Annotated in this window: 18 protein-coding genes; 12 read left to right on the top strand and 6 right to left on the bottom strand. The window is 41.3% G+C overall.

The genetic code is table 11. The features are described from left to right. The first annotated feature begins 24 nt into the window (after positions 1–24). Positions 25–633 (top strand): Uma2 family endonuclease, encoded by a 609-nt coding sequence (locus M595_RS07075; RefSeq protein ID WP_023065449.1) that lies wholly within the window; start codon positions 25–27, stop codon positions 631–633. Positions 634–724: 91 nt separating this feature from the next. On the opposite strand, the gene M595_RS07070 is transcribed toward M595_RS07075, so the two are convergent. Then, entirely contained in the window at positions 725–2,293 is a 1,569-nt protein-coding gene (locus M595_RS07070) for a phytoene desaturase family protein (protein WP_023065417.1), read from the bottom strand. Positions 2,294–2,561: 268 nt separating this feature from the next. After that, positions 2,562–3,206: a histidine phosphatase family protein gene (locus tag M595_RS07065; RefSeq protein ID WP_023065404.1), complete on the bottom strand. Its 645-nt coding sequence runs from the start codon at positions 3,204–3,206 to the stop codon at positions 2,562–2,564. A 175-nt stretch (positions 3,207–3,381) separates the two neighbouring features. On the opposite strand from M595_RS07065, the gene M595_RS07060 reads away from it, so the two are divergent. Continuing rightward, positions 3,382–3,744: a DUF4864 domain-containing protein gene (locus M595_RS07060; protein WP_023065386.1), complete on the top strand. Its 363-nt coding sequence runs from the start codon at positions 3,382–3,384 to the stop codon at positions 3,742–3,744. Positions 3,745–3,807: 63 nt separating this feature from the next. Continuing rightward, entirely contained in the window at positions 3,808–5,523 is a 1,716-nt protein-coding gene (locus M595_RS07055) for a mechanosensitive ion channel family protein (RefSeq protein WP_023065414.1), read from the top strand. Positions 5,524–5,579: 56 nt separating this feature from the next. On the opposite strand, the gene M595_RS07050 is transcribed toward M595_RS07055, so the two are convergent. Continuing rightward, positions 5,580–6,359, bottom strand: a complete 780-nt coding sequence (locus M595_RS07050; protein ID WP_023065443.1) for a DUF4079 domain-containing protein — start codon at positions 6,357–6,359, stop codon at positions 5,580–5,582. A 185-nt stretch (positions 6,360–6,544) separates the two neighbouring features. On the opposite strand from M595_RS07050, the gene M595_RS07045 reads away from it, so the two are divergent. The 8 genes from M595_RS07045 to M595_RS07010 all read left to right on the top strand — a co-directional run bounded on the left by M595_RS07045 (position 6,545) and on the right by M595_RS07010 (position 18,850). Beyond that, positions 6,545–7,891 (top strand): FAD-binding oxidoreductase, encoded by a 1,347-nt coding sequence (locus M595_RS07045; RefSeq protein WP_023065432.1) that lies wholly within the window; start codon positions 6,545–6,547, stop codon positions 7,889–7,891. Between the two features lie 71 nt (positions 7,892–7,962). Beyond that, positions 7,963–9,372, top strand: a complete 1,410-nt coding sequence (locus M595_RS07040; protein WP_023065473.1) for a (Fe-S)-binding protein — start codon at positions 7,963–7,965, stop codon at positions 9,370–9,372. A 693-nt stretch (positions 9,373–10,065) separates the two neighbouring features. Further along, positions 10,066–11,409 carry an NAD(P)/FAD-dependent oxidoreductase gene (locus M595_RS07035; RefSeq protein ID WP_023065383.1) on the top strand — a complete coding sequence of 448 codons (1,344 nt, stop codon included), beginning with the start codon at positions 10,066–10,068 and terminating at the stop codon, positions 11,407–11,409. 255 nt (positions 11,410–11,664) lie between these two features. Further along, positions 11,665–14,112, top strand: a complete 2,448-nt coding sequence (locus tag M595_RS07030; RefSeq protein WP_023065478.1) for a protein kinase domain-containing protein — start codon at positions 11,665–11,667, stop codon at positions 14,110–14,112. A 390-nt stretch (positions 14,113–14,502) separates the two neighbouring features. Further along, a complete protein-coding gene (locus tag M595_RS07025; RefSeq protein WP_023065453.1) occupies positions 14,503–15,300 on the top strand; it encodes a DUF928 domain-containing protein in 798 nt (265 codons plus the stop codon). 15 nt (positions 15,301–15,315) lie between these two features. Beyond that, complete coding sequence (locus M595_RS07020; RefSeq protein ID WP_023065412.1) at positions 15,316–17,550, top strand: CHASE2 domain-containing protein; 2,235 nt, start codon at positions 15,316–15,318, stop codon at positions 17,548–17,550. 121 nt (positions 17,551–17,671) lie between these two features. Further along, positions 17,672–18,226, top strand: coding sequence for a hypothetical protein (locus tag M595_RS07015; RefSeq protein ID WP_023065385.1), 555 nt, complete (start codon positions 17,672–17,674; stop codon positions 18,224–18,226). 177 nt (positions 18,227–18,403) lie between these two features. Continuing rightward, on the top strand, positions 18,404–18,850 hold the full coding sequence (locus M595_RS07010; RefSeq protein ID WP_023065441.1) for an NUDIX hydrolase: 447 nt from the start codon (positions 18,404–18,406) through the stop codon (positions 18,848–18,850). Between the two features lie 7 nt (positions 18,851–18,857). Here the strand turns inward: M595_RS07010 and M595_RS07005 are convergent, their stop codons facing one another. Next, the gene (locus tag M595_RS07005) at positions 18,858–19,256 is read right to left on the bottom strand and encodes a hypothetical protein (RefSeq protein ID WP_023065457.1); all 399 of its coding nucleotides are present in this window, start codon (positions 19,254–19,256) and stop codon (positions 18,858–18,860) included. A gap of 644 nt (positions 19,257–19,900) precedes the next feature. Here M595_RS07005 and cysH point away from each other — a divergent pair. After that, positions 19,901–20,734, top strand: coding sequence for a phosphoadenosine phosphosulfate reductase (gene cysH, locus M595_RS07000; RefSeq protein WP_023065378.1), 834 nt, complete (start codon positions 19,901–19,903; stop codon positions 20,732–20,734). Between the two features lie 36 nt (positions 20,735–20,770). Here the strand turns inward: cysH and fghA are convergent, their stop codons facing one another. Both fghA and M595_RS06990 read right to left on the bottom strand, forming a co-directional pair. Beyond that, complete coding sequence (gene fghA / locus M595_RS06995) at positions 20,771–21,628, bottom strand: S-formylglutathione hydrolase (protein ID WP_023065421.1); 858 nt, start codon at positions 21,626–21,628, stop codon at positions 20,771–20,773. Between the two features lie 157 nt (positions 21,629–21,785). Then, complete coding sequence (locus tag M595_RS06990; RefSeq protein WP_023065476.1) at positions 21,786–22,700, bottom strand: alpha/beta hydrolase; 915 nt, start codon at positions 22,698–22,700, stop codon at positions 21,786–21,788. Between the last annotated feature and the right edge of the window lie 104 nt (positions 22,701–22,804).

The following is a 22,804-nucleotide window of genomic DNA, read 5'->3' as shown; positions in this document are numbered from 1 at the left end:
TTTTAACCTAACCCCAAAATACCAATGATCACAACACCTCTCACCTCTCAACTTACATTCGAGGAATTTCTTAGTCAACTTCCAGATGAAGAAGGATACTACGAACTTGTTAATGGTGAAATCATGAGGAAACTTCCGACTCGACGACATGAAGATATGGCAAATTTTATTCTACGACAGTTTGACAAAGAAGTGGAACGACTTCAATTAAACTACCGAGTTTCTGGGAGAATTGTAATTAGAACTGAAACCAAACAAGGACAAGAACAAGGTCGTCATCCTGATATTACTGTTGTTGATAAAACGCTTTGGGAAGCCCAATCTACTGCTTATTCTGCACTGCTTGAACCGCCCCAATTAGTAGTAGAAATTGTTTCAACGAATTGGGAAGATGACTATGTGGATAAACTGGAGGAGTATCAACGTTTGGGAATTTCTGAATATTGGATGGTCGATTATTTAGCGGTTGCGAGTCGCAGCTATTTAGGAAACCCGAAACTCCCCACCGTTTTTGTCTGTGTACTCGATGAGAACAAAACCTATCAAATGAATCGCTATCAAGGAAGCGAAGCCATTATTTCCCCAACGTTTCCAGAATTTTATCTCACTGTTGAAGAACTGCTACAAAATTAGCTCTTGTCTAGGTTTTCGTCATTCAACTTACCACCGTCATCTTCAACAATTACGATACCTTTGATGGCAAGCAATACATCACCATTTTTGATCAAACTCCACAGCCAATATCATCCAACATTTGTGAGTGTTTTTGAACCGATGCCAATGTATTCGCTGTAATCATACCACTGGCTGCCACCGCAGGTAAGCCAATCCCCGGAAACGTTGAATCTCCGCAGCATAACAGCCCCGCTAAGGGAGTTTGAGGGCCGGGAAACGTCCCCTGTCCAGCCGGAATTGCAGGCCCGTAAGAGCCTCTGTGACGGCGTAAAAAACGTTCATGGGTGAGCGGCGTACCCACCAACGTTACTTCACATCGCGATCGCACATCGGGAATAACCCGTTCTAACGCTTGCCACATGGGTTCAGCACGTTCTTCCTTAAGTTGGGCATATTCAGGACTGCGACGATCCAACCCGGACCAAAGATCATAAGGCTCATTCCCCGGCGTATAAACATGAATTACGTGTTTTCCGGGCGGTGCCAGAGACGGATCTAAAACCGTTGGAATTGACATCACAATCAAATTCAGAGGCGAGGTAATTCCCTGATCCCAGTCATTCACCGTAATATAATGACAAGCGAGATCCTCCGGTAAACCCGTCGCGTCAATCCCCAAATGGAGGTGCATAAAACTCTCACAGTCAGGAGTCTGCGATCGCTCTTTGATAAAGCTTTGCGGTAACGCCCCCAACGGAATTAACTTCAGCGTATCCCAAACCGAAGCCGCAGAAACCACCGCTTTAGAAGCCCGAATTTCCTCGCCGCCCCGTAGACGTACACCCACCGCTCGATTATTTTCGACTAAAACCTGTTCGACATGAGCGCCCAGTTTGAGATCGCCCCCATATTTTTTCAGTCCGCGTACCATTGCCTCAACCAACGCCGCACTGCCGCCTACAGGATAATCTAACACCACGTCAGGTCTGTACCATTCCGCAAACATAAACGCCACTTCTGCCGCACTGGTGCCACTGGCAGGCAGTCCAGACAACAGAAAACATAACATATCTAACCAATTGCGAGTAAAGGGATCTTTAATCACTTCATCCATAATCGGGCCAAATGCTCCCGTGAGTTTAGAAGCGTGGGGAACACTTTGCAATAAAGGCAGGGCAAATCGACCTAAAGTAAAAATTGCACCCAAATCATACCGCATCGCCGCCATTGGTAAAGCAACCGCAGCATCTTTGAGAGGTGCCATTACTCGTTGGAGTTCTCGCCATTCTTGAACGGCTTGAGATCCGCGCAACCGCATCAACACATCACAAAACTGATCCGCCCCAACGGAGGTATCAAAATCACCTTCGGGTAAACGACAACCCCAAACATTGTAAGTTTTCCAGGAGATCTCCTCACCGATGGCATCGAGAACTTGTTTTAACGGGTTCGTCGAGGGACTATAAGACATTCCCGAGTACAGCGATGGCCCGGAGTCAAAAATATAGCCCGACCGTTCAAAGCCATGGGCCGCCCCGCCGGGTATAGTATGACTTTCACAAACCGTCACCGCAAAGCCATAACGGGCAAGTATTGCCGCGCAGCTTAAACCCCCTATTCCACTTCCAATCACGACAACTTCTGTATTTTGAGTTTGAGGAGATGTTTGATCACTCATGTTTGATAGCCTCAGAATAAAAATTAGGAGTTCACGATACAATTGTTTACACTTGTGATTTTAATACTATCTCACCTCTGAGAAATTAAACCATTGACTGTACAAGTGATTGGTGAAGATTTAGGGGATTGAGTGCGATCGCTATTTTTACCTTAAATCGGGTGAAATTAATTGAGTCAAACAGAGTTTAGATGGGATCGCTTAGATCAATAGAATTGAGAGTCTGATTGTCCAAGCGATCGCTAAACTGATTAAATCTGTTGATCTTTTAGTTAAATCGAACTACTTTTTCGGTTGCATCAAGATGGGAAACATCGCCATCAAGTTCAACGATCCATTCGTTTTCGTGACGAACTAATTTTACCAAACAACAAAGAGAAGCATGAATGTCTGTTTCTGCTAAAGTGGGGACTAGACCGAGTGCTGTACCCAAAACCGAAGCACCATGACCCACAAACAACAAATCCTGATTGGGATAAGCAGCAACAAGACTTTGAGCGGTTTTGGCGGTACGATGAAGACAATCTTGCCAGGTTTCAGGATAACGAGCCTCACCAACGGCAGAGGAGAGGTCTATTTTTGGAAATTTTTGCGCTAAGATTTGGGGGGCTAGAGTTTCTGGATAGGCAGACATCCACTCGGAATTTAACCATTCACCCAAACCCCAATTGAGTTTTAAGGATAAGTCAAGCGTTTCTGCGATCACATGAGCGGTTTGTACGGTTCGCAAGAACGGAGAGGAGAAAATATGAGTAATCCCTTCTCCGACTAAGCGGTTGGCCAATTGCTGGGCTTGAACAAAACCATCATCGGACAAATGGGGGTCATAGGGACGTTCTGCGGTGTTGAACCATTCGGGGTTCACAAAATCTATCCGATTTCCGTGTCTGGCTATCCAAACAGTTTGAGTCATGGGTTGGCAATCTGATGATAATTTCCCCTAATAAGATAATTGGTTTTTGCTTCAGGTGATCGGGTAATATGAGCAGGGTTCTCTTTATAATTTGATCAAAGGGAAATCCTTTGTACGCGAGGTCATTCCCTGTTTTGCTGATTTGTTCATTTCTGTATAAATTAACACGTAAGTCATGGAAATTACTGATCGCGATCGCCGTGAGATCCGTTCTGTGATTGAACGTCAAATCCAAGCTTTTCAAAGAGATGATGCTGTCAGTGCTTTTGCATTTGCCAGTTTAGAAATTCAGACCCAATTTGGTACAGCAGAGCAGTTTATGCAGATGGTTAAAACCGAGTATCCTGCTGTTTATCGTCCTCGTTCTGCGGTATTTGAATATGTCACTCTTATTCAAGGTATTCCGACTCAAACGGTGCTTTTACTTTCCCCGAATGGAACCCCTTTTAGAGCTGTTTATATGATGGAAAAATATTCTGATGGAAGTTGGCGAATTGATGGATGTTATCTAGTTTCTATTGAGAGTAAACTGCTCTAAATTAAGTTCTCTTTAAAAAAATCTAAGAATCGTTTTTAATAACTCCATAAAATCAGCATAATTATGATCAAAATTATTAAGAAAATTCCAAAAATAATCACAGCTAAAAAAAATAGCCTACCGATTCATTTACGTCCTTTTAAAAGAGGATTATCCCTGGGAATTATTTTAATTTTAAGTAGCTTTCTATTGTTCAACTCGGTTTCTGCTCAGGACAACACGGCTGAAGGATTTAAGCAAAACACAGCGCCCATCACTCTCGATGGGATACGATTATTTAAGGTGAGCAGTTCTGGAGAATTCACCGCTCAAGATCGAGCCGATATTATTAATTCTAAACTACAGGAAGCAGTTTCTTCACAAGAACCTATTGAGCTAGAAATCAGACAAAATAATGATTTGCCTACCGTTTGGCTGAATGATCGCTACTTACTGACGATAACAGAACGAGATTCTCAAGCGGGAAATAATCAGCAAGAACAAGCAGAAGTTTGGCGAAAAAAGCTTCAAATTTCTTTAATTCAAGCCCAGAAAGAACGCAGTCTAAAGTTTTTAAGAGATGCTTTTATTCGCTCTATACTCATTTTGAGTTTTGCTATTTTATGTAACTTTATTTTAGGTAAATTTTGGAATAAATCTCTACGGCATTTCTTTAAAAAAGTTATTCCTGTACAGCAAACTGAAGACCAAGAACAATCTAAATATCATCGCAGTATAGATCTGTTTGTGTCTCTGACTCTGGCTAGCGTTAGAGTCGGTATTTGGATGGCGACAATTTTATACATTGCCAATCAATTTCCATTCACTCGGCGACTGAGTTTTGAGGTGACAGGGACTTTGATTTCTACCTTAACCTCAGACATAATCAGCTTTGCCAATCAAGCCTATTCTATTCCTGATGTTTTATTTTTAATTGCTTTATTGTGGATCTTGATTGTTTCTGCAAAAGTTGTTAGTGATTTATTACGATCGCGAATTTTAAACGTCACTGGAATTAATCGAGGCGCTCAAGAAGTTATTGCCGTTATTATTCGATATAGTTTAATTTGCATTGGAAGCATTGTCTTATTACAAATATGGGGATTGGATCTAAGTTCATTGACGATTCTCGCCAGTGCTTTAGGTGTGGGGATTGGATTTGGTTTTCAAGATATTGCCAAGAATTTTGGCAGTGGAATTGTACTGTTATTTGAGCGCCCAATTCAAGTAGGAGACTATATTGAAATTGGAGAATATAAAGGAATTGTTGAACGAGTTGGCGCTCGAAGTACCGTGATTAAAACCTTAGATATGATTTCTATTATTGTTCCCAATTCCCGTTTTTTAGAAATCGAATTGATTAACTGGAATCATGATCATCCGGTTTCTGGTGTGCGTCTTCCGGTGGGAGTCGCCTATGGGTCTAATATTGAGGTTGTTAAACAGTCTTTATTAGATGTCGCCAAAGTGAATCCTGATGTTTTAGCAATGCCTTCTCCTCAAGTTTTATTTAAAGGTTTTGGGGATAGTTCTCTCGATTTTGAACTGCGAGTTTGGATTTCTCAGCCGAGTCGTAATGTGATTATTTGTAGTAACTTATATTATCAAATTGAAGCGATATTTCGACTCCGAAATATTGAAATTCCCTTTCCTCAACGAGATTTACACGTTCGCGGAAGTCTTCCTCTAGAGTTGTCTTCTGAGTTAAAAGACTTGCTGATGCGACTCTCTCAACAGCAGAATAATGGTAGCAGTAACGTTGATTCTCACAAAACTGATCTCGATTCTCAGAAACCATAATTACTAAAAAGTTCAGAATTGAAAGTTCAGGGCGCAAACGACAGCGCCCCAATAAACTATTGTGGATGAATATCTCTTTCTTCTGGACTCAAGTTAACAAATTCAGTCGGAAATAGTTCTAAACGACGAGAACTTTCAAACGGACAAGTTTGCTCATTCCAGTCACATTGATAGAGATATTTCTGTTGCCAACTTAAGGGGATTTCCAATAAATCTCGCGCCCCGGTAATCCCTTGAGCAAAAAATAACAGTAAAGCGATACAATTTAAAGCGGTATGGGCAATGCGCCATTTTTTGTTTTTATAAATTTCTGGGATAACAGCCAAAGAAATTACCATTAATAAAGCGGCTATTATCCCATAATAGTAGTGAGAAATATACCATTCATAGCCCCGTCTAAATACTCCTTCTTGACACCCTAAAAGTATTAATCCCATTGAAGTTAATGTCGCAAAGATACCTCGCCATACAGGTTGATTAGGTTTGGCTTTGTAGAGGAACACTAAAGAAGCAATAGTCGCTACAAAAATGAGTATAATAAAAATTGCTTGTGGGGTTTTTTCGGGGGTTAAATCTTTAAAAACACCCTTAAAATAAATCGAATAGGCAACTGCAATTAACGTAATGCCAACCACACTCCCCGTTAACCAGCGCCCGACTTCTAAATGTTCTCGTCCAACCGTCGGTGGAATTTTACTTTTTTGCTTATTTTCTTGCGTTTGAATGCGTCGTTGACGAGTTTGCCAAGCCCGACTCACCGCCATTCCGATAATCGGGAAAACAACGCCAACAGCAAGGGCTGGATGGAGTAATGCCAGAATATCAACTGAGTTCATTGAGATCTCCTCAACATGATGTCTACTGAATAGTTTAAATAAAATGAGTCAAAATAAAATGATTTTTTGCTGAGAAACTGAAAAAGTCAAACGGGAATCGAGTAAATTTTGTTTCCATGGGATCACAGTCGTTCTAAAATAGAGATATCTCAATTTTCAATAAAAGTGATGGATTACATTTCTAAATGAACCTAATTTCAACACCTAATCAAAACCCAACCTCACCCTTGAGTCACGAACATTATCGCCAATTAGAAGCAATTGTCGGTGAATCTGGAATTGATCACTGTAGTGAAATTGATCCGGTTGAACAAAACCGGATTTTTCGCAGTATTGCACCCGAAACAACAGTTAATTCTATCATTTATCCGAACACTCAAACCGAACTTGCCGATGTTATTGCTTACGCGAAACAGCATAAACTCGGTATTCTCCCTTGTGGAAAGGGTAGTAAGTTACATTGGGGAGGATTAGTCAAAAATGTTAATTTAATCGTCAGTACCCAACGTTTAAATCAACTGATTGAACACGCAGTGGGTGACTTAACTGTGACAGTTGAAGCGGGGATGTCTGTTCATCAACTCCAACAAATTTTAGCAGCAACTGGGCAATTTCTCGCCCTTGATCCGGCTTATCCCGAAACCGCAACAATTGGCGGAATTATTGCCACTGCGGATACGGGTTCACTCCGACAACGTTATCGAGGAGTCCGCGATCAAATTTTGGGGATTTCTTTTGTTCGTTCTGATGGTAAAATGACTAAAGCAGGGGGTCGTGTTGTTAAAAATGTCGCCGGATATGATTTGATGAAGCTATTAACTGGATCTTACGGAACATTGGGAATGATTTCTCAAGTCACGTTGCGAGTTTATCCGGTTTCTCCGACTTCTCAAACTGTACTTTTAACGGGAAAAAGTGAGGCAATTGCGATCGCAACTCAAACGTTATTATCCTCTGCTTTAACGCCGATTGCCGTGGATTTACTCTCGCCTAAACTCTTAGAAAAACTGAATAAAGGAAGCGAAATGGGGTTAATTGTTCGCTTTCAAAGTTTACCGGAAAGTGTCGAGCAACAAGCAACTCGGTTGTTAGAAATCGGTGAAAAATTGGGCTTAATCGGCGAACGCTATATTCAAGATGATCATCACTTATGGCAACAATTAAAACAACTGATTTGGCAATCAAACGAAGACCCTCAAATCATTTGTAAAATTGGAGTCACCCCCACCGAAGCCGTTGCAACCTTGAGTCAATGTCAAACTTCCGGGTTAATTCATGCAGGAGTGGGTTTAGGTGTGTTACGGTGGGAAACAGTTGCACCCGAAATTGTCCCCAAAAAGATATTAGAACTGCGAAACTGGTGTAATACTAAAGGCGGTTTTCTATCGATTTTAGACGCACCCTCTGAAGTCAAACAACAGGTAGAGGTTTGGGGATACAACGGAAATGCACTTGATTTAATGCGTCGAATTAAACAGCAGTTTGATCCCGAAAATATATTCAGTCCTCATCGCTTTGTTGGGGAGATTTAAACGCTCTTAGGTTGTGCTTAAATTGATTTAACCTGTTGTTAAAATAAGTTCCAAAAATCTTTTAATTCACCATGCAAACTTCTGAACACCCTTTAGAAAAAACGACAGCCAAAATTCCGGCTAAAGACAGCAACTTTCTCCGCCAAAATCCCCATCTCAACTCAACCGAAGAATATCCCGGTTTTGATTCCCAAAATCCACCTGATCCCAATTTAATTAATACCTGTGTTCACTGTGGTTTTTGTTTAGCAACTTGTCCGAGTTATCGTGTCATTGGGAAAGAAATGGACTCTCCCCGAGGGCGAATTTATCTGATGGATGCGATCAATAATTCCGAAGCGCCTTTAGCCAAAACAAGCGCCCAACATTTTGATACTTGTTTAGGTTGTTTAGCTTGTGTTTCTACTTGTCCGTCTGGGGTTCAATATGATAAACTCATATCAGCCACACGCCCCCAAGTTGAGCGAAATGTTCCTCGAAATTTAGGAGATCGCTTATTACGGTTGCTGATTTTTAATTTATTCCCTTATCCCAACCGTTTGCGTTTGTTTTTAGTTCCACTGTTTGTTTATCAAAAACTCGGCGTTCAAACATTAGTCCGTTCAACAGGTTTACTCCCCAAAATTTTCCCACGTTTAGGGGCGATGGAATCAATTTTACCGGAAATTACAGTTGCATCTTTTCAGGATAATTTACCGACTGTTATTCCCGCAAAAGGTGAAAAACGTTATCGAGTTGGGATGATTTTAGGTTGTGTACAACGGTTATTTTTCAAGAGCGTTAATGAAGCCACCGTGCGAGTTTTAACCGCTAATGGTTGTGAGGTGATTATTCCTCAAAGCCAGGGATGTTGTGCGGCGTTACCCGAACACCAAGGACAAACAAACCAAGCCCACACGCTGGCAAAACAGATGATCGATAGTTTTGAAGAAACAGGCGTTGATGCTATTATTATTAATGCCGCAGGTTGTGGTCATACCTTAAAAGAATATGGTCATATGTTGCAAGATGACCCCGAATATGCCGAAAAAGCCCAAGCATTTTCAGCCAAAGTTAAAGATGTGCAGGAATTTTTAGCAGAAGTGGGTTTAACTGCGCCATTATCTCCGTTAACCGAGGGAGAATTAACCCTTGTTTATCAAGATGCTTGTCACCTCTTACACGGACAAAAAATTAGCCAGCAACCCCGTCAGCTTCTACAACAAATTCCGGGGGTAAAATTGCGGGAACCCATTGATGCGGCGTTGTGTTGTGGGAGTGCAGGCGTTTATAATCTGTTGCAACCAGAAGTCGCAGATGAACTCGGACAGCAAAAAGCCGAGAACTTACTGAATACCGGGGCGACATTAATTGCTTCTGCCAATCCCGGTTGTTCTCTGCAAATTCTCAAACACTTAAAATTAAAAGGGGAATCTATCGCGTTAAAGCATCCGATGGAATTGTTAGATTGTTCTATTCGCGGTGAAAAAATTAACGCTTAATCAAAGCAGAGACGTGCTACGGTGCGTCTCCAAGATAGATCAACAGTGAAAGGGAGACTTTACCGAGAGTGTTGTCTGTAGACCTGTAGCTTTTTCCGAGTTGTCCCTGGAACGAAACAGCCCTGCCCCATCTCCCTACCTCCCGCGCACGGGATAGCCACTCCCCTCAACGCGCTTGTTCCCGCGCACGGGGGTGGACTCACTACCTCCCCACCTCCCCACAAATCAAGTTTTAGGGTTAGAACGCGCACGGCCCTGCATAAATGGGGGGTCAATTCTACCGAGTTCCTACGGAAACAGACTTCTAAATGGATACATCCTCAAAAAAATAGTTATTTTGCTCTACACTTAAAAAAATATTTTAGGTATTCTCGCTCAAAAAATTGGGTTTTTTTGATCAAACTGAGGCGGCTAAAAATTCTCTATAAAAATAAAAAATAGGCGTTAAATCTATGAATCAAAAGCACTTCAATGTTTCTAGCATTTGGGAGATTTTATCCTATCAGATAACCATATTTTATTGATTCAATCTGTATTTAAAATTACGAAAAAGAATAAGTATCCTACACTACTTGAAAGAAGTAAATTCAATTATAAAATAAACGTAAACGTAGGCAAAACCGACTGTTAGAGTTTCTAACCCAACCCTTTTCCCAAACGATTTACCCTGTCAACTCATAGGAGAGGAATTTCATGTCTTTAGACAGCATTACGACCCAGTCTCCTCATCATGTTGTCATTATCGGCGGAGGCTTTGGCGGACTACACGCCGCTCGTGAACTAGGACGGGCTTCGTCAGTCAAAGTCACCTTAATTGACAAACGAAACTATCACCTATTCCAACCCTTGCTTTATCAAGTGGCGACCGGAAACCTATCCCCTGGTGATATCGCCTCTCCCATTCGGGGTGTCATCGGTCAAAACAAAAATACTCAAGTATTAATGGGAGAAGTCGTCGATCTCGATCCAGCAGACAATAAGCTGTATCTCAAAGACGGTGAACTCAGCTACGATACCTTAGTTGTCGCCACGGGAGTGACACACCACTACTTTGGAAATGACAATTGGGCACCGGTTGCCCCTGGACTGAAAACGATTGAAGAAGCTTTAGAAATTCGCAGGAGAATTTTCTCCGCGTTTGAAAAAGCCGAAAAAGAACCCGATCTCGAAAAGCGCAAAGCGTTGTTAACCTTTATCGTTATCGGTGCAGGCCCGACTGGAGTAGAACTGGCCGGAGCGTTAGCAGAAATGGCGCATCAAGGCTTAAAAGATTGCTTCCATAATATTGATCCCTCGGAAGCCACTGTGCTGCTGTTGCAAGGCGCTGATCGCATCCTCCCCACTTTCCCCGAAGATCTCTCCGCCAAAGCCAAAGAAGAACTAGAAGGTTTAGGCGTAACCGTGCGAACCAACGCCCGAGCGATGGATATCGATCCCAACGGCGTAACGGTGAAATCCAAGCTTGATGATCACATCGAATATATTGGTGCAACGACCATTCTTTGGGCAGCAGGCGTGAAAGCTTCTCCGATGGCGGAAGTCTTAGGAAACCGTACCTCTGTTGCCTTAGATCGTTCAGGACGAGTCATGGTTGAACCCAACCTCACCGTTGCTGACCATCCGAATATTTTTGTAATTGGCGATGTGGCCAACTTCTCCCATCAAGGCTCAGAATCTTTACCGGGATTGGCCCCTGTCGCCCAACAGGAAGGCGTTTATGTTGCTAAACTTGTTCAGCAACGTCTACAAGCTCGCACACTGCCACCTTTCTACTACGCTGATAGTGGCACCTTAGCCATGATTGGGCGAAATCAAGCTGTTGCTAACTTAAAATTCGGTAAATTCTCCGGGTTTACCGCATGGGTAATGTGGGTGTTTGTCCACATCTTATTCCTAATTGAATTTGATAACCAAATATTGGTGATGATTCAGTGGGGATGGAGTTACTTCACCCGTCAAGGGGGAGCGCGACTGATTACCAACCGGACATCTCCAGAAGAAAGTTCGATAGAACATGAATCGGCGGTCAAAGTCTAAAACTGAACAGACACCTTGACTCGGGTTCTCAACGGAATTATCACATTTCGGCTTTCAAACCGGAGAAATCGAGTTTTCTAGCTACGACTAGCAACCTACAAATAGACGTGCTGTGTACAGATGTATCATGGCACGTCTTTACCTGTTTTGTTGTTGTTTTTTACTGCTGCTGAATTTTGGACTCAATTTTCATGTTGACCGGGTGAGTTTTCTCCCTCACGGTATAATCAATCAGTACAGGGTCAAGGACTTGCTATGATTGGCCAGCTTCTAGACGGGCGTTATCAGATTCTCAAAGTTATCGAGTCAACGGAGTTAGGAAAAACCTATCTCGCCAAAGATACTCGTCGTCCGGGTGAGTCGCTGTGCTTTGTCAAGCATTTACATCTAGTTGCTGAAGATCCTGATTTTGTAAAAATCGCTCGGCGTCGCTTTCAACAAGAAGCCCAAACTTTAGAGAAGCTTTCCCAACATGATCGCATTCCTCAACTCCTAGCTTATTTTGAGGAAAGTCAAGAATTTTATCTGGTTGAGTCTTATGTTTCTGGTCAATCTCTCGCCCATGAAATTGTACCCGGTCATCCTTTACCAGAAGATGCCGTTATTAAAATTCTGATTGAAGTTTTAGAAATTTTACTCTTTGTTCACGGACATGGGGTAATTCATCGTGATCTGAAACCTACGAATTTAATTCGCCGCGACTCGGATGGAAAAATAGTTTTAATTGATTTTGGGGCGGTTAAAGAAATTCATATTCATCAAAATCATAACCCCCCTACCGCTCGGATTGGGACAATTGAATATATGCCGGTTGAACAGTTTGATGGAAATCCCCATTTAAACAGTGATATTTATGCTTTGGGGATGATTGGCATTCAAGCATTAACAGGAATTCCGATTTTTGAACTGCGTAAACTCCGGGAAAATAACCAATCTCCTAATAATGAATTATCCTGGAGACATCTAGCAGTGGTCAGCTCAGAAATTGGTGATGTTCTCGATAAAATGGTCTGTTATGACTACCACAAACGTTATCAGTCTGCTGGAGAAAATTTAGCCGCTTTAAGACGCTTAGATGAGGAGTCTCAAACTCTACTGGCGAGACTGAATATCTATCGTGCAGAAATCAAACAACGTTCTAACCATCGGGGTGATATTTCCATCGTTGGACGGAAGATTTTAGATGAACTGCGGATCAGTTTAGAACTCACAAAAGATGAAGCAGAAAGTGTAGAAGATGAGATTTTAAACCCTTATCGAAAATACAGAGAAAAAGGTGAACGCTACGAACAAGCTTTAATTGAATCGATGCAGCAAGAGTATCCATTTACTCCAGAAACTCGCTCTGAACTGCAACGGTTACAACAAATTTTAGGAATTAGTGATGAAGATGTTGCTTTTATTGAACAGCAGATTCTTCCTCGTTCGATGCGAGAACAACTTCTCAGTTTCTTTTCTCGTTCTCAATCTCCAAGACGATCCAATTCTCCCAGTTCAGAAGTTAGAAGATCTAAAAATCGTCGTCGAAATAGGCAGCGAGTTCGGAGAAGTTTGTCCGGTTTATGGATATTAATTGGTGCGATTATAGCCGCTATAATTGCCGTGATTTTTGCGATGATTGAATATCAAAGGTCACAGCAAAATCAATTCCTTCAAACTCAAAAAAGAGTTTTAGAACAGCAAAAAGTTACTCGGCTTGAGAATATTTTAGCAGAGGGAAACTATGAACTCTGTGTGAATGAAGCAACTAAAATTTTAAATCGTTCCACTCAGAATCTAGAAATTCAAAAAATACAGCAACAGTGCAAAGATGGCTTAAACTGGAGACAGGTTAAAGTTAGAGATTTTGCTCAACATTTAGGATCAGTCAGTGCGGTGGCTTTTAGTCCGGATGGTCGCACAATAGTTAGTGGAAGTCGGGATCAGACGGTGAAAGTTTGGGATGCAAGAACAGGTGCTTTATTACAAAACTTTTCTGGCGATTTATCTCAAATTACTTCGGTTGATTTTAGTCCAGATGGGGGAGAAATCGCGGCGGGAAGTTTCTATTGGCGAATCTTAGAATGGAGTTTAGAAACGGGGGAATTGTTTCTTCCTCTCGAACATCAAGGAATGGTTTGGTCGGTGGCTTTTAGTCCAGATGAACGCACAATAGCCAGTGGAAGTGGCGATCGCAGTGTGCGCGTTTGGGATAGACAAACCGGATATATTTTATTCAATTTTATCGATCATACTGATATTGTTTACTCTGTTGCTTTCAATACAGAGGGTACAAAATTAGTCAGTGGTTCAAAAGATACCACGATTAAAATTATGGACTTAGAAACGGGAATCGTTCAAAATACTTTAGAAGGACATACCGATGAAGTGCGATCAGTCATGTTTACTTCTGATGGTACAAAAGTTGTCAGTGGGGGTTATGATGATACCGTGAGAATTTGGGATACGAATACCGGACAATTATTAAATACATTAACAGGTCATACAGGCGATATTTTAGCGGTGGCGGTCAGTCCTGATAATCAAATTATTGCCAGTGCGAGTAAAGATCGGACTATTAAAATCTGGAATTTAGAAACCGGAGAATTACTCAACACCTTAAGCGGACATACCAATGAAGTTTATACTGTTATCTTTAGTCCAGATGGTAAAACCATTGCGAGTGGGAGTAAAGATCGCACGATCAAACTTTGGAAAAAATAATCACAAGTTAAACCATTAAACCTCAAAAAAATAGTTTAAAAGTGCTGATGAAAAATAGCTTTTTATTAATAAAAATCCTCCCTACCTCCCTACCTCCCTACCTCCCCACCTCCCCACAAATCAAGTTTTAGGGTTAGAACGCGCACAGCCCTGGTTAGAGAAGGGGTTCGCTAATGGTGAGTTACAAACGACACCTACTGAAAAGATGAAAAAAGACTAATCAAAGTCTTATAATCAATACTAATCAGGCTTTTCAGGGAAATCTTGACCGATCTCTGAACACTGAGATGCAACTTTCGTCCGTGAATATTAATCATACAAACAAAGCCATCCGTAATATTGATTGAACACATTGAAATCAATACAAGGTGATACAGAGGAGAGATGATGATGATGATGAAAACACTTCCCTTATTTGGTCTTGTCGCAGGACTATTATCCCCAACCGTTGTCAGTTTAGCCCATGTTCCCCTAGAATCTTCCCCCAACTTACAATCCCAGATGCAAATAAGCCTAGAATTTCCACCCGCACCTTCTGGGGAAGGGGCGCGAAGTTCAGCCGGAGGAGGTACACGGGGAAACGATGAGGAGGACAAAATTTGTACCAAAGGAGACATACCCCTCACGGCTTTAATACCCGACGAAATAGACGCCGAAATCACCATTTCTGCCAATCCTGATTTGTTTGTATTTGTTCCTGAAAATAATGCCAAACAAGGTCAATTTATTATGGTTGATGAAGACGGAAAAGAAGTCTATCTCAACACATTTGATCTACCGAACGAAGCCGGAATTGTGCAAGTTAGCCTACCTGAAACCGTTACATTAGAAGTCGGTCAAACCTACAAGTGGCAATTTGTTGTTTTATGTAGTGCTGATGACCCAAGTAAAGTCGAATTCGTTGAGGGGAAAATCAAACGGACTGAACTCAGCGAAGACTTGAAAACTCAAATAGAAGCCGCCACAGAACCCCTCGAACAAGCCAAACTCTACGCCCAGGAACGAATTTGGCAAGATACACTAATGATATTAGCTCAGTTGCGCCAATCACATACTACCGAATGGGAACAACTCTTAAAATCTGTTGGACTCGATGCAGTCATTGCTTCAGTTCCTCTGACTCCTTGTTGTGTCGAACTAGAAGAAGAACAAGAAGAACCAACCCCCACCAAACCCGACGAACAATAATTGAGGTTTTAGCGAATGTGGGCGGCTTGTAAACGGCTTCTGTGGGACTGGCGGGGCGTTTGGATTACCACTCCATCTGTGGCGGTGGTTGTCATTCTCCTACGCTTGACAGGGATTTTAGAATCCTTAGAATGGTCGGTGTATGACCAGTATATGCGTCTGCGTCCAGTTGAACCCTCAGATGAACGCATTGCCATTATTGGCTTAGATGAAGCGGATATGAAATATATCGGTCAGGGATACGTTCCTGATGGCGTTTATGCAGACTTACTGCGGAAATTAATCGCCATGCAACCGAGGGCAATTGGGTTAGATATTTATCGGGATTTACCCTATGAACCGGGTCACGAAGAATTAGTTGAAATTTTTAAATCGACTCCGAATTTAGTCGGTGTAGAAAAGGTGATTGGGGATCAATTACGCCAACGAGTTTCGCCGCCACCGCAATTGAAAGCTAAAGGACAAACGGGTGCAAATGATCTGATTTTGGATGAAGATAATACCATTCGACGAGCGTTATTAGTACAAAGAAATCAAGATGGGGAAACTTATTATAGTTTTCCCTTGTATTTAGCAATGTTGTATCTGCAAGCTGAGGGGATTTCTCCTCAAGTGGTAGAAGGAACAGATAATTGGTGGAAATTTGGTGATGTTCTTTTTACTCCCTTTCAAACTAATGATGGGGGTTATGTGGGGGCGGATGCAGGAGGATATCAGGTTTTTCTCAACTATCGCGGGCCGATAAGCACATTTGAAACCGTTCCTTATCGTGATATTTTAGAAGGTCAAGTTCCGCCAGATTGGGGACGTGATCGGATTATTTTAATTGGATCAGTTGGTGAAAGTTTTCAAGATTTATTCGTTTCTCCCTATACTTTACTCGCCAATGAACGCATTCCCGGTGTAGAAATTCATGCTAATATTACGAGTCAAATTATCAGTGCGGCTTTAGATGATCGTCCGTTAATTAAAACGGCGTCAGAACTAATTGAATGGCAGTGGATTTTAATTTGGTCAGCAATTGGGGCGAGTTTAACGTGGAAATTGCGTTCAGCCCGCGATGTTAAGCGGTTTTTATTGCGAGAAGTTGGCTTTTTTGTTTTGGCGACAGGGGTTTTATTTCTAACGACTTATCTCGGCTTTCTACAAGGATGGTGGATACCTATCATTCCACCTTTTTTAGCTATGTCAGGTTCGGCGATCGCAATTACGGCTTATGTCGCCCGCAGTGCGGCGGAAATTCGCAAAACATTTGGGCGTTATCTCAGTGATGAAATTGTTTCTACATTATTAGAAAGTCCGACAGGTTTACAGTTAGGGGGAGAACGTCGTCGAATTACGATTTTAACTTCTGATTTAAGAGGGTTTACTGCCCTTTCTGAACGGTTATCTCCTGAAGAAGTGATCAAGGTTCTCAACTTTTATCTGTCAAAAATGGCAGATGTAATTACTCAATACAAGGGAACAATTGATGAATTTATGGGAGATGGTATTTTAGTTTTATTTGGTGCGCCCACTCCCCGCCCAGATGATGCAAAACGAGCGATTGCTTGTGCAGTTTCAATGCAATTGGCAATGGTTGAAGTGAATAAACAAATTGAAGCTTGGGATTTGAATCCGTTAGAAATGGGAATTGGGATTAATACCGGGGAAGTGGTTGTGGGGAATTTAGGTTCAGAAAAACGCTCAAAATATGGAGTTGTTGGAAGTCAAGTTAATCTCACTTATCGGATTGAATCTTATACCACAGGCGGACAAATTATTATCTCAGGAACCACCTTAAAAGAAGCGGGTGAAGATTTGATTGAAATCGAAAATCAGAAGTTAGTTCAACCCAAAGGTGTTAAACGTCCGATTACGATTTATGAAGTTGGGGGAATTCGGGATCAATATAATCTTTTTCTACACAAAGAAGAAGAAATATTTTATTCTTTGTCAGAGTCTATTTTACTCAACTACACGATTTTAGAAGGAAAACACGTCGGTGAAAATTTATTTCCGGGCGTCATTTTAGAACTGTCAAATAAAGGGGCGTTAATTCTCGCGGAAGAAGGAAGTGAGTCTTTACCCACAATGTTAACTAATATTAAACTAAACCTCAAATCAGAATTACCTGAAATGCGCGAAGATATTTATGCTAAAGTGTCAGAAAAACCTGCTGAAAATGAAAAGTTTTATATTCGCTTTACTTCCAAACCCCCCGCAGTTGAAGCCAAACTTGATGAAATTTACAAGTTATGTAGTCAGTAATTAAAAGTTCTACTATTTTTAGAGTAAAATGAAACACAGTCAGTTATTAGGTCATCTAAACATGAAAGCTAGTCATTTTAAAATGATATTCAAATCTATATTAACGCTCTCATTTGCACTAATGATTTTGTTGCTTTATCCGGCAAAAGCCTATGCTTGTGCTTGCTGTGCCTATGCTGGACAATGGTTTAATATAACACAAAATCTTGATTCCTCCGTATTAGAACGATTGAATGGGTTAAAATTTGATCAAACAGCGAATCTTTACACAACTGGGGCAGAATTAGAAGAGACGATTATCGGAATTACTTCTCCCTCAGTATCCTACACTTTATCTCACTCTAAAAACAAAAGAAGTTGGAATTTTCGGTTTATTAATCAACAGGGAAAAACCGTCGGTAATTTGTCTTTCTCATTACCCCAAACCTTCATTTCTTTCGGCACCGATTTATATGACAAACCCACACCAGACAATCGACTCTACAAAGAAGAACGTCTGAGCGGTAGAATCACAGGAAGTGGAATTTTTATCCCCGGAATGACCAGTGATACTCAATACACATTTATTACACAGGGTAAAGACAATACTTTGTGTTCTAGCCCCTCAGAACACTGGATTTTAAAAGTATCTGGCTCCAAAGCCTCCTACTCTTTTTATGGTAAATTTAGACAGTGACACCTATCTACCTCGCCTATATTGCCATGTCGTTTTCGTCGGGTTCAAACTGAAATATGCCGCGCGACTTATTATTGAGGGGTTGACAACCGGGGCGCAATCACTTATAATTAACTTATAGAGTCCGCTTGAAAATACACTTGATTATTTATTCAACGTTTTGAGGTCAAACCCTAAATGAGTCGTCAAAAACCCTTTTCTTACGAAGAATTTAAAGCCATTTATTCGCAAGTTCCGCGACTGGTTGTCGAAGTGGTTGTTCAAACCGAAAATGGAATTGTTCTGACGTTGAGAAAAGATGCGTCTTGGAATAATCTTTGGCATCTTCCGGGGGGAACCGTTTTTTATAAAGAATATATTGAGGAGGCTATTCAACGCATCGCCCGAGAAGAACTCAGTATTGAAGTCACAAAACAAAAATTTATTGATTATCTCGAATATCCCAGTGAAGAACAGGAACGAGGCTTTGGTTGGTCGGTGGGGTTAGCATTTCTCTGTGTTCCTAATTCTCCCCTACCTGAGTATAACCAAGAAGGGGAAAAAATACAAGTTTTTGATCACATTCCCGATAATATTGTTGAGGAACATCAAAGGCTTTTAAAAGGATTGTCAGTGTTTAAATAGACACCCATTATGGCGTATCGGTTGAGAGGTTGGAAAGGTTATCAAAAAATTGGTCAATAATCATCCGGGATTTTTCATCCAGACGATTCCACTCTATATCACCTGTCTCATCAATTAAACTGGTATCAATCTCAACTTCTTGACTTTCTTGGGGGGCGTGAGTAGGTTGATAATCTTTGAAACAGACTTGATAACATAATTCCCAGATATCTAGACTCACTTTTTGGTTGTTATGTTCGAGATCAAGTCGATAGCCTGGATAGGGAGTTTGAGTATTGTGGTAGGTTCCCGTCCAAACTGAATCTTCTAGCTTTTTTCGGATGTTGTCTAGAAGTCGGATTAAGACGGGTTGCATAAGTAATTCTGCCTGTTGCCAAGCCACTTGATCTTTAATCTTGGGTCTCATAAAAAATAAATTATACCTTTTTTCTCTATCTGTCTTAAGTTTATCTTGTTGACTTCCCTTCGATAGAATTCTTCGGAAAATTATAATTTTTAGCGGAACTCTCCCCGAACATCGGGCAATGTTTATTCTTGATTCACTTTGGAGATCATAAATTAAAATCTAATTTTGTTCAAAATGAACTTGAAAGTTGAGCAAAATTTTGCTCTAATTAAATCAGCAGTTATTCTAAAAAATATCAATTTTTACGATTAACCTGACTAAAATCTCTAAAATCTCTTAAGATTTAGAGTGGTCAAATCTTGTTAAACTCAATCTCATTTGATCTCAATTTGAACGCGATCGCGAACCAACTCTTGAAAATGATCATATAAATCTATATGGAGTTAAGTTTATGGGATCAAGTGTTGAAAACCAGCTTGAAAAAGACTGTAATATTTATTGTAAAATAATCAAGTATATTGATATCCTTGTACAACAATCTGAAATGGTTTGAGTCTGATGGAGAAAAATTGTAATTCCCGAGAGTTGTAATACCATCAAGCACGCCGAACTGATTATCCCAGTGAGTTAACTCTGTATTGAGGACGATCCAAAAGGCATGAAAATTTCAGATAATATCTAGAGCGAAGCGCACCAGGAGAACAATGCCACACCTGAATCTAGTTGACAACCATCATCACGGACAAACTGCATCTTCACTTCACTCGACAGCCCATCGAGAAGGAATTGCGATTTCTCCCCTGCCAAACATTAACCTCGATCAGATTAACGATCAACTGGGGGAAGCTGAAGCCCATCAGATCATTGAGTGGGGGGCTGATACCTTTGGGGAAGGTTTGGTGATGAGTACCAGTTTTGGCATTCAGTCCGCCGTCATGCTACATCTCGTTACTCAGATTGTACCGGATATTCCTGTCATTTGGATCGATACAGGCTATTTACCGACGGAAACTTATGTATTTGCAGAGGAATTAACCAAACGCCTAAAGCTCAATCTCCAAGTATATCAGTCTACAATCAGTCCAGCCCGAATGGAAGCCTTGTATGGTCGCCTCTGGGAAAAAGAAGATATTGATGCCTTAAATCGTTATGATTATATCCGCAAAGTCGAACCGATGCAACGGGCTTTGCACGAACTCAATGCCACCGCTTGGTTAGCCGGACTGCGATCCAACCAAACTGAACACCGCAAAAGCTTACGTCGAGTTGAGAAGCAGTCGAGTCGCTACAAAATTTACCCGATTTTATCATGGAGTGCCAAGGATATCTACAAATATCTCAGTACCCACGATTTACCTTATCATCCTTACTTCGATCTGGGTTATACTACCGTTGGAGATTGGCATTCTAGCCGTCCGATTAGTGCAGCAGATACCAACGAACGAGATACACGCTTCCGAGGCTTGAAGCAAGAATGTGGTTTACATTTACCCAAAACCGAAGAAGAAGCCAGGAGTTTGGACTCCAGTTTATTGTAGTTTACGGGTAGGGGCAATTGATCAATTGCCCTTCGACTAGGAGAGTTCATCACACAAAACCATCGCATGATGACGAATATGATCCTCAATAAACGTCGAAACAAAATAATAACTGTGATCATATCCCTGTTGCATTCGCAGGGTTAAAAGTTGTCCGACTTCCATACAAGATTGTTCAAAAACTTCAGGTAATAATTGTCCTTGGGCGAGATAAGGATCAGCCGTTCCCACATCAATTAAAATCGGATGCTGAAAATCTCCTCGTAACACTAACTGACTGGCATCATAGTCCCGCCATTTTTCGCGATTAGAACCCAGATAGTGACTAAAAGCTTTTTCACCCCAAGGTGATTGTATCGGGGCGGCGATGGGTGCAAAAGCAGAGACTGATTTATAGGTTTGCGGGTTTTTTAACGCACAAACCAGCGCCCCATGTCCCCCCATTGAATGACCAAAAATACTTTGTTTATCAGGGAAAACGGCGAAATTTTTGTTAATCAGTTCGGGAAGTTCCTCAATCACATAACTATACATCTGATAGTGAGCTTTCCAGGGGTCTTCTGTCGCATCAATATAAAATCCTGCGCCTGTTCCGATATCCCAGTCATTATCTTCTCCGGGAGTTCCTGTCTCACGCGGACTGGTATCGGGTACCACTAACATTAAACCATACTTTGCCGCTAACCGTTGAGCGCCCGCTTTAGCCATAAAATTTTCTTCACTACAGGTTAAACCCGAGAGAAAATAAAGCACTGGAACCTGACTTGACTGGGCTTGTGGGGGTTGATAAACCGAAAACCGCATGACACCCTTACAGGCTGAGGAGTGATGGCTGTAATATCCCACAACACCCCCAAAACAAGCACTTTCACGAATTAAGTTTGGGGAAGACATATACAATAAAGTCTAACAAAATTAAGGGTCTAGAGACTATGCGATCGCAAGCTGAGTTGATTTTATTACAATTTTGCCTCCTTCTGGTAAAATTAAACTCAATTCCTTATTCTGGCCATTGTCCACCCCGCTCACAACTCTTTCGATCTTTTAGGTCTTAATTTAGCAGTTGAGATTGACGTAGAAAATTATGAATCGTTTGATTGATTTTTTGTTCTTCAGAAGCGTTAAATTGTCCATGTCCACCCTGGGGAATTGTTAATAATTGGTTGTTCACTTCAGCTTGATCTAAAGCTTGATGCAGTCGCACCGCATGGGAATAGGGAACAACGGTATCGGCATCACCATGAATTGTTAAAATTGGTGGCAGGTTGGGTTGAATATAATTTAGTGGAGAAACTCGATCTGCAATTTCCAATTTATCGGGTTGATTTCCTAACCAGGTAACAGCATATTCTCGGGTATTTGAACCTGTAATTAAATCTTGAACATCAGTAATTCCATACCAATTAATAATGGCTGCGACTTTGAGTGTTTCTTCTCCCGCATTGGGTAAATTCAATTCCGTAGAAGCGGGAATTAGTCCGGTTGTTAAAGCCAGATGACCTCCGGCAGATTCTCCAGCTAAAATAATTTTATCGGGATCAAAATTATATTTTTCTGCGTGACCAATTACCCAACGCAACGCACACAAACAATCTTCAACCGCAGCCGGGGAATGGGCAATATTAGCCAGTCGATATTCTATATTCACAACCGATAACCCCATTTCTAAATAAGGAATGAGTTTCCTCACCTGTAGTCTCTTTTCTCCGTCTATCCATCCTCCCCCATGAATAAAAATAAGAGTTGGGTTGGGTTGAGAGGTTTTGCGTTGATAGAGATCAAGTTTCAGACGATAGCCGTTAACCGTGAGATAGTTAATATTGACGTGAATATTATATTGATTTGAGAGTTTTGTCATTTTTAATGCTGAACCAGGGCGCTTTCCCCAAGCCCGTTCGAGAAAAAGCGTCAAGGCAAGGAGAAAAATCAGAGTAATCGCGATCGCTGTAGATATAGGTTTGAGCATTGATCGTAACGGATCGGTTGTTTTCTATTCAATCAGTTTTTGGGGTTGTCTGGGGTGAGAAATTTGATGAGCGCAGCAACATTCCCAAGATAACGCTAAGATAT

The sequence above is a fragment of the Lyngbya aestuarii BL J genome, assembly GCF_000478195.2.
In the GTDB taxonomy this organism is placed as follows: domain Bacteria; phylum Cyanobacteriota; class Cyanobacteriia; order Cyanobacteriales; family Microcoleaceae; genus Capilliphycus; species Capilliphycus aestuarii.
Note: the sequence above shows the minus strand (reverse complement) of the source record. Positions and strands in the feature narration are given on the sequence as shown.

Excerpts from the sequence above, each read along its gene's own strand:
- M595_RS07060 (WP_023065386.1), top strand. The coding sequence starts at position 3,382 with ATGGAAATTACTGATCGCGATCGCCGTGAGATCCGTTCTGTGATTGAA.
- M595_RS07065 (WP_023065404.1), bottom strand. The coding sequence starts at position 3,206 with ATGACTCAAACTGTTTGGATAGCCAGACACGGAAATCGGATAGATTTT.
- M595_RS07030 (WP_023065478.1), top strand. The coding sequence starts at position 11,665 with ATGATTGGCCAGCTTCTAGACGGGCGTTATCAGATTCTCAAAGTTATC.
- cysH (WP_023065378.1), top strand. The coding sequence starts at position 19,901 with ATGCCACACCTGAATCTAGTTGACAACCATCATCACGGACAAACTGCA.
- M595_RS07020 (WP_023065412.1), top strand. The coding sequence starts at position 15,316 with ATGTGGGCGGCTTGTAAACGGCTTCTGTGGGACTGGCGGGGCGTTTGG.
- M595_RS07015 (WP_023065385.1), top strand. The coding sequence starts at position 17,672 with ATGATTTTGTTGCTTTATCCGGCAAAAGCCTATGCTTGTGCTTGCTGT.
- M595_RS07055 (WP_023065414.1), top strand. The coding sequence starts at position 3,808 with ATGATCAAAATTATTAAGAAAATTCCAAAAATAATCACAGCTAAAAAA.
- M595_RS07040 (WP_023065473.1), top strand. The coding sequence starts at position 7,963 with ATGCAAACTTCTGAACACCCTTTAGAAAAAACGACAGCCAAAATTCCG.
- M595_RS07005 (WP_023065457.1), bottom strand. The coding sequence starts at position 19,256 with ATGAGACCCAAGATTAAAGATCAAGTGGCTTGGCAACAGGCAGAATTA.
- M595_RS07045 (WP_023065432.1), top strand. The coding sequence starts at position 6,545 with ATGAACCTAATTTCAACACCTAATCAAAACCCAACCTCACCCTTGAGT.
- M595_RS07050 (WP_023065443.1), bottom strand. The coding sequence starts at position 6,359 with ATGAACTCAGTTGATATTCTGGCATTACTCCATCCAGCCCTTGCTGTT.
- M595_RS06990 (WP_023065476.1), bottom strand. The coding sequence starts at position 22,700 with ATGCTCAAACCTATATCTACAGCGATCGCGATTACTCTGATTTTTCTC.
- M595_RS07035 (WP_023065383.1), top strand. The coding sequence starts at position 10,066 with ATGTCTTTAGACAGCATTACGACCCAGTCTCCTCATCATGTTGTCATT.
- M595_RS07025 (WP_023065453.1), top strand. The coding sequence starts at position 14,503 with ATGATGATGAAAACACTTCCCTTATTTGGTCTTGTCGCAGGACTATTA.
- M595_RS07075 (WP_023065449.1), top strand. The coding sequence starts at position 25 with ATGATCACAACACCTCTCACCTCTCAACTTACATTCGAGGAATTTCTT.
- M595_RS07070 (WP_023065417.1), bottom strand. The coding sequence starts at position 2,293 with ATGAGTGATCAAACATCTCCTCAAACTCAAAATACAGAAGTTGTCGTG.
- M595_RS07010 (WP_023065441.1), top strand. The coding sequence starts at position 18,404 with ATGAGTCGTCAAAAACCCTTTTCTTACGAAGAATTTAAAGCCATTTAT.
- fghA (WP_023065421.1), bottom strand. The coding sequence starts at position 21,628 with ATGTCTTCCCCAAACTTAATTCGTGAAAGTGCTTGTTTTGGGGGTGTT.